Raw genomic sequence first — 6,274 nt, 5'->3', positions numbered from 1 at the left:
TTCGCGGAACTTGGAGATTGCTTGCCGACCATCCCTACCGGTTCGAACGTCATGAACTGACTGGCTCGAACCCTGGCCGGCCCGCAGCGGCTTGGAGCCGTTCCAATAGTAATTTCAATGCGTCTCGGGTCTCATTACAAGAGGTGAATTTATATTCTATCTTTAGCCGGTGCGCCACCCCTCTGGTATACCAAGTCTCCGATTGGCCTTGTTACATCAAGGGCCTAGAGCTGAACTCAAGTTCGGTTTATGGCGATTTGGTGATTGCGCAGGTGAAATCGACTCCGTAAATAGAGCCGACCTTTCGCGATCCCCGCGCGCCCCATGCTGGGCCGCAATAAAGCAATTGAAGCCCATGACCGCACGGATCGAACGACCGCTTTCGCCGCACATTCAGACCTACCGCTGGACCCTGACGATGGCGCTTTCCATCGTCCATCGCGCCACCGGAATTGCCCTCTACGCCGGAACGCTGCTGCTGGCCTGGTGGCTGATTGCGGCGGCCTCCGGCCCCGCCGCCTATAGCCACGTCCAAGCCTTCACCGGCAGCATCATCGGCCGCCTGATCGTGTTCGGCTACACCTGGGCGCTGATGCACCACATGCTCAGCGGCATCCGGCATTTCGTCTGGGACCTCGGCTACGGCTTCAAGGCCAATGAGCGCGAAGCGTTGACCTGGGGCGCCCTGATCGGCGGCATCGTGCTCACGGTCCTCATTTGGATCATCGCCTACGCGATCGGAGGCGGACGATGAGTTTCGACGAATCCCACGGCGCCCCGAAGGGCTCCTCCATGCGCACCCCGCTCGGCCGCGTGCGCAATCTCGGCGCGGCGCATTCGGGCACCTCCGATTTCTGGCGCCAGCGCATCACCGGCGTCGCCATGACGCTGCTGATGATCCCCGTGATCGTGATCGTGATGATGCTGCTCGGCCGCAACCAGGCCGGCGCCGCACAGATTCTCGGCTCGCTGCCGATCGCGGTGATCCTGCTGCTCTTCATCTTCGCCAGCGCCTGGCACATGAAGATCGGCATGCAGGTCGTGATCGAGGACTACATCCATAACGAGAAGCTGAAGCTCATCTCGATCATGCTCAACAACTTCTTCTCGTTCGCCGTGGCGCTCGCCTCGACCTACGCGATCCTGAAACTTTCCTCCGGAGTCTAAACCCATGGCCACAGAGACCAATGGCAAGGGCAACGGCGCTCCCGCCACCAACGGCAAAGCCTATCCGATCGAAGATCACACCTATGATGTCGTCGTGGTCGGCGCCGGCGGCGCAGGCCTGCGCGCCGTGGTCGGCTGCAGCGAAGCCGGTCTTCGTACCGCCTGCATCACCAAAGTGTTTCCGACCCGCTCGCACACCGTCGCGGCGCAGGGCGGCATCTCGGCGTCCCTCGGCAACATGCACAAGGACGACTGGCGCTGGCACATGTACGACACCGTGAAGGGGTCGGACTGGCTGGGCGACCAGGACGCGATCGAATACATGGTGCGCAACGCGCCCGAGGCGGTCTACGAGCTCGAGCATTGGGGCGTGCCGTTCTCGCGCACCGAAGACGGCAAGATCTACCAGCGCCCGTTCGGCGGCATGACCATGGACTACGGCAAGGGCCAGGCGCAGCGCACCTGCGCCGCCGCCGACCGCACCGGCCACGCCATGCTGCACACGATGTACGGCCAGTCGCTGCGTCACGCGGCCGAGTTCTTCATCGAGTTCTTTGCCATCGACCTGATCATGGACGACCAGGGCACCTGCCGCGGCGTTATCGCGCTCAAGCTCGATGACGGCACGCTGCACCGCTTCCGCGCCCAGACCGTGATCCTCGCCACCGGCGGCTATGGCCGCGCCTATGCATCCTGCACCTCGGCGCACACCTGCACCGGCGACGGCGGCGGCATGGTGCTGCGCGCCGGTCTGCCGATGCAGGACATGGAGTTCGTGCAGTTCCACCCGACCGGCATCTACGGTTCGGGCTGTCTCGTCACCGAAGGCGCGCGCGGCGAAGGCGGCTATCTCGTCAACTCCGAGGGCGAGCGCTTCATGGAGCGCTATGCGCCCTCCGCCAAGGATCTGGCCTCGCGTGACGTCGTCTCGCGCGCGATGACCATCGAGATTCGCGAAGGTCGCGGTGTCGGCAAGAAGAAGGACCACATCTTCCTTCATCTCGACCATCTCGATCCCGCGGTGCTGGCCGAACGCCTGCCGGGCATCTCGGAATCCGCAAAGATCTTCGCCAATGTCGACGTGACGCGCGAGCCGATCCCAATTGTGCCGACCGTGCATTACAACATGGGCGGCATCCCGACGAACTATCACGGCGAAGTCCTGACCAAGAAGGACGGCGACGACAACGCCATCATCCCCGGCCTGATGGCGATCGGCGAGGCCGCCTGCGTCTCCGTGCACGGCGCCAACCGCCTCGGCTCCAACTCGCTGATCGACCTCGTCGTGTTCGGACGCGCCGCGGCGCTGCGCCTCGCCGAGAAGCTCACGCCGAACGCCAGCCAGCCGGAATTGCCGGCGAATTCGTCCGACCTGGCGCTCGGCCGGCTCGACCACTACCGCTACGCCTCCGGCGGCACGCCGACCGCGAAGCTGCGCGAAGGCATGCAGCACGTGATGCAGAACAATTGCGCGGTGTTCCGCACCGGCGACATCCTGAGCGAAGGCCAGAACCTGATCGAGAAGGTCCATAGCGGCATCATCGACATCGCCGTATCCGACCGCTCGCTGGTGTGGAATTCCGACCTGATCGAGACGCTCGAATTCGACAATCTGATCTCGCAGGCGGTGGTGACGATGAACTCGGCCGCCAACCGCACCGAGAGCCGTGGCGCGCATGCCCGCGAGGACTTCTCCGAGCGCGACGACAAGAACTGGATGAAGCACACGCTGGCCTGGCTGGAAGATTCCGGCAAGGTCAAGATCGAGTACCGCCCCGTTCACGACTACACCATGACCAACGACGTCCAGTACATCCCGCCCAAAGCTCGCGTTTACTAAACGGCGCGCGTGTACTGAGCGAACAGCGAAAGCTTTATCGAAATGGTTGAATTCGCACTTCCGAAGAACTCCAAGATATCAGGCGGCAAGACCTGGCCGAAGCCCGCGGGCGCGACTGAGGTCCGTGAATTCCGCGTCTATCGCTGGAATCCGGACGACGGCAAGACTCCCAGCGTCGACACCTATTACGTCGACACCCATGATTGCGGGCCGATGGTGCTGGACGGCCTGATCTGGATCAAGAACAACATCGACCCGTCGCTGACCTTCCGCCGCTCCTGCCGCGAAGGCGTCTGCGGCTCCTGCGCGATGAACATCGACGGCCAGAACACCCTGGCCTGTACCCGCTCGATGCACGACGTGAAGGACGGCGCGGTGAAGATCAATCCGCTGCCGCACCAGCCTGTCGTGAAGGACCTCATCCCCGACCTCACCAATTTCTATGCACAATACGCTTCGGTCGAGCCGTGGCTAAAGACGACCTCGCCGACGCCGCAGAAGGAATGGAAGCAGAGCCACGAAGACCGCGAGAAGCTCGACGGCCTCTATGAATGCATCCTCTGCGCCTGCTGCTCGACCTCTTGCCCGAGCTATTGGTGGAACAGCGAGCGCTACCTCGGTCCCGCCGCGCTGCTCCAGGCCAACCGCTGGGTATCGGATTCGCGGGATGAGGCGACCGGCGAGCGGCTCGACAATCTCGAGGACCCGTTCCGCCTCTATCGCTGCCACACCATCATGAACTGCGCCAAGGCCTGCCCGAAGGGCCTCAACCCGGCGGAAGCCATCGCCGAGCTCAAGCTCAAGATGGTCGAGCGCCAGATCTAGGCGTCATTCATGCTGCGATCCCCGGCCGGAACGGCCGGGGCATTCTACGACGGGCAGGTGTTCGAGTAGATTTTGCCTGCACCCCTGCGCGCGCAAGCAGGCGGGTTGCAACCTCTGGTTCCCGCCACAAGCCGCTTCCTTCCCGGCGCGAAATTCAAGTAAGCTCTCCGGCGTGGGACCGGAGCGACCGTGCAGGGCGCACAACGCAATTCGCTGAGATTGCTGCAGTGGATGATGGCTGCGTCCCTGGCGCTGCCGATTGCGCTGTTCGCGATCGCCGCCTCGATCTCCTACACCTCGACGAAAGATATCGCCGACCGCGAGATCGAGCGCACCCTCGATGTCGCGCATGAGCATGCGCTCAAGGTGTTCGAGACCATCGACCGCAGCCTCGCCGAGATCAACGAGGTGGTGCGCGGCATGCCCGACGACATCATCCGCTCGCGCGAGCCGGCCCTGCACCGCCGCCTGAAGCAACTCTCCGATTCGCTGCCGCAGCTCAAATCGGCATGGATCTTCGATGCGGACGGAAAGTCGCTGGTCAACAGCCTGGCCTCGCCGCCGCCGGCGCAGAGCTTTGCGGACCGCGACTACTTTGCCGCCCATGTCGACCAGACCATCGGCAGCTACATCGGTGTTCCCCTGACGCCGCGCCAGCCCTATCAGGGCGCGCGCTTCTTCGGGGTCAGCCGCCGCCGCGGCTCCGACGACGGCAGCTTCATCGGCGTGATCCAGGCCTCTGTCCTCCCGGAATATTTCGAGAGCTTTTATGCCCGGATCGGCTCCGACCCTGGCAGCTTCCTCGCCATGGGACGCACCGACGGCGTGGTGCTGGCGCATCTTCCGCGGCTGGATCGCGACCTCAGGCTCGATCCTAACGGGCCGGTCGGCCGCAGCATCGCAGCTCACCCCGAGCATGGCCTCATCACCATTGCCTGGCCATGGGACGAGGTCGAGCGCCGCATCGGCTACCGACGCATCGCCGAATACCCGATCTATGTCAGCGCGGGGTTGGAGACCTCGGCGATCCGCGCGCGCTGGTTCGCCACCATGGGCCAGCATCTGGTGTTCGGCATTCCCGCCACCGCGCTGCTGTTTCTGCTGCTGGCGTTCGCGTTCCGGCGCACCCAGCATCTCCAGGCCGAGGCCGCCGCGCGGCGCGAAGCCGAGGAGGCGCTCAAGCACAGCCAGCGCCTTGAGGCGCTCGGCCAGCTCACCGGCGGCGTCGCGCACGACTTCAACAACCTCCTGACCGTGATTCGCGCCTCCGTTGACCTGCTGAACCGGCCGCAGCTGAGCGAGGAGCGGCGCCAGCGCTACATCACGGCCATCGCAGACGCGGTCGGGCGCGCAGCCAAGCTGACATCGCAGCTGCTCGCCTTCGCGCGCCGCCAGACCTTGAAGCCGGAGGTGTTCGACGTCGGCGCGCGGTTGCAGTCGCTGCACGACATGCTCGCGACGCTGCTCGGACCCGCGATCGAAATCGCGATGCGGCTGCCGGCCGAGCCCTGCCTCGTCAATGCCGATGCAAGCCAGTTCGAGACGGCGTTGATCAACATGGCGACCAATGCGCGCGATGCCATGCACGGCAAGGGCAGGATCGTCTTCAACGTCGAGGCCGCGGCGACCATTGCGGACACGCGGGCTCCCGTCTCGGGCAACCCTGATCTTTCAGGCGGCCGTGACCTTGCTGGCAAACACGGTTTCGTCGGCATTGCCGTCAGCGACACCGGCATCGGCATTCCGGCTACGCGGCTCGAGCGCATCTTCGAACCGTTCTTCACCACCAAGCAGATCGGCCACGGCACCGGTCTCGGCCTATCGCAGGTGTTCGGCTTCGCCCGGCAGTCCGGCGGCGAGGTGACAGTCACCAGCGAGGTCGGCCACGGCAGCACCTTCTCGCTCTACCTGCCGCGCGTGGCGCCGGATTTGCTGCCGCAGCGGCAGGCACCGAATACGGCCCCGGCCGTGGCCGGCAGCGGCATGTCGGTGCTGCTGGTCGAGGACAATATCGAACTCGCCAATTTCGCGGCCGACGGCCTCACCGAGCTCGGCTACAGCGTCACGCTGATCGACAACGCAACCGATGCACTCGCCGAGCTGGTCATGGATGCCGATCGCTTCGATGTCGTTTTCTCGGACATCGTGATGCCCGGCATGACCGGGCTCGATCTCGCGCAGGCGGTCCGCGACCGCGGCATCGGCGTGCCGGTCGTGCTGACCACCGGCTACAGCGAGGCGCTGTCCCAGGACGGCAAGGTCGATTTCGAGCTCGTGCAGAAGCCCTACGCGATCGATCAGCTATCGCGCGTGCTGCACCGGGTCGCGCGGCGCCGGGTGCGCGACGGCGCCGCCGAGTGAGCTGACGCCCGGAACCTACGGGAACCTTTTGATTTAGCTTGCGTTATCCGGCCATGCAAAAGCCGGTCAGAAAACGCGAAT

General features: G+C 64.4%; 5 protein-coding genes. All 5 read left to right on the top strand.

The features are described 5' to 3' along the window. Positions 1 to 355 precede the first annotated feature (355 nt). Complete coding sequence (gene sdhC, locus IVB32_RS40270) at positions 356 to 754, top strand: succinate dehydrogenase, cytochrome b556 subunit (protein WP_018459778.1); 399 nt, start codon at positions 356 to 358, stop codon at positions 752 to 754. Then, entirely contained in the window at positions 751 to 1,167 is a 417-nt protein-coding gene (sdhD, locus tag IVB32_RS40265; RefSeq protein WP_007598776.1) for a succinate dehydrogenase, hydrophobic membrane anchor protein, read from the top strand. The genes sdhC and sdhD overlap by 4 nt, the downstream gene beginning before the upstream one ends. Positions 1,168 to 1,171: 4 nt before the next feature. Next, complete coding sequence (gene sdhA / locus IVB32_RS40260; RefSeq protein ID WP_018459777.1) at positions 1,172 to 3,007, top strand: succinate dehydrogenase flavoprotein subunit; 1,836 nt, start codon at positions 1,172 to 1,174, stop codon at positions 3,005 to 3,007. 42 nt (positions 3,008 to 3,049) lie between these two features. Further along, positions 3,050 to 3,832 (top strand): succinate dehydrogenase iron-sulfur subunit, encoded by a 783-nt coding sequence (locus IVB32_RS40255; protein ID WP_018459776.1) that lies wholly within the window; start codon positions 3,050 to 3,052, stop codon positions 3,830 to 3,832. 189 nt (positions 3,833 to 4,021) lie between these two features. After that, positions 4,022 to 6,193 (top strand): hybrid sensor histidine kinase/response regulator, encoded by a 2,172-nt coding sequence (locus tag IVB32_RS40250; protein ID WP_247295784.1) that lies wholly within the window; start codon positions 4,022 to 4,024, stop codon positions 6,191 to 6,193. Positions 6,194 to 6,274 lie beyond the last annotated feature (81 nt).

Source organism: Bradyrhizobium sp. 23 (assembly GCF_023073295.1).
GTDB classification, from domain to species: domain Bacteria; phylum Pseudomonadota; class Alphaproteobacteria; order Rhizobiales; family Xanthobacteraceae; genus Bradyrhizobium; species Bradyrhizobium canariense_D.
This window is presented reverse-complemented; position numbering and strand designations above follow the sequence as displayed.

What these genes read in the sequence shown, in the direction of transcription:
- sdhC (WP_018459778.1), top strand. Translation starts at nt 356, where the DNA reads ATGACCGCACGGATCGAACGACCGCTTTCGCCGCACATTCAGACCTAC.
- sdhD (WP_007598776.1), top strand. Translation starts at nt 751, where the DNA reads ATGAGTTTCGACGAATCCCACGGCGCCCCGAAGGGCTCCTCCATGCGC.
- sdhA (WP_018459777.1), top strand. Translation starts at nt 1,172, where the DNA reads ATGGCCACAGAGACCAATGGCAAGGGCAACGGCGCTCCCGCCACCAAC.
- IVB32_RS40255 (WP_018459776.1), top strand. Translation starts at nt 3,050, where the DNA reads ATGGTTGAATTCGCACTTCCGAAGAACTCCAAGATATCAGGCGGCAAG.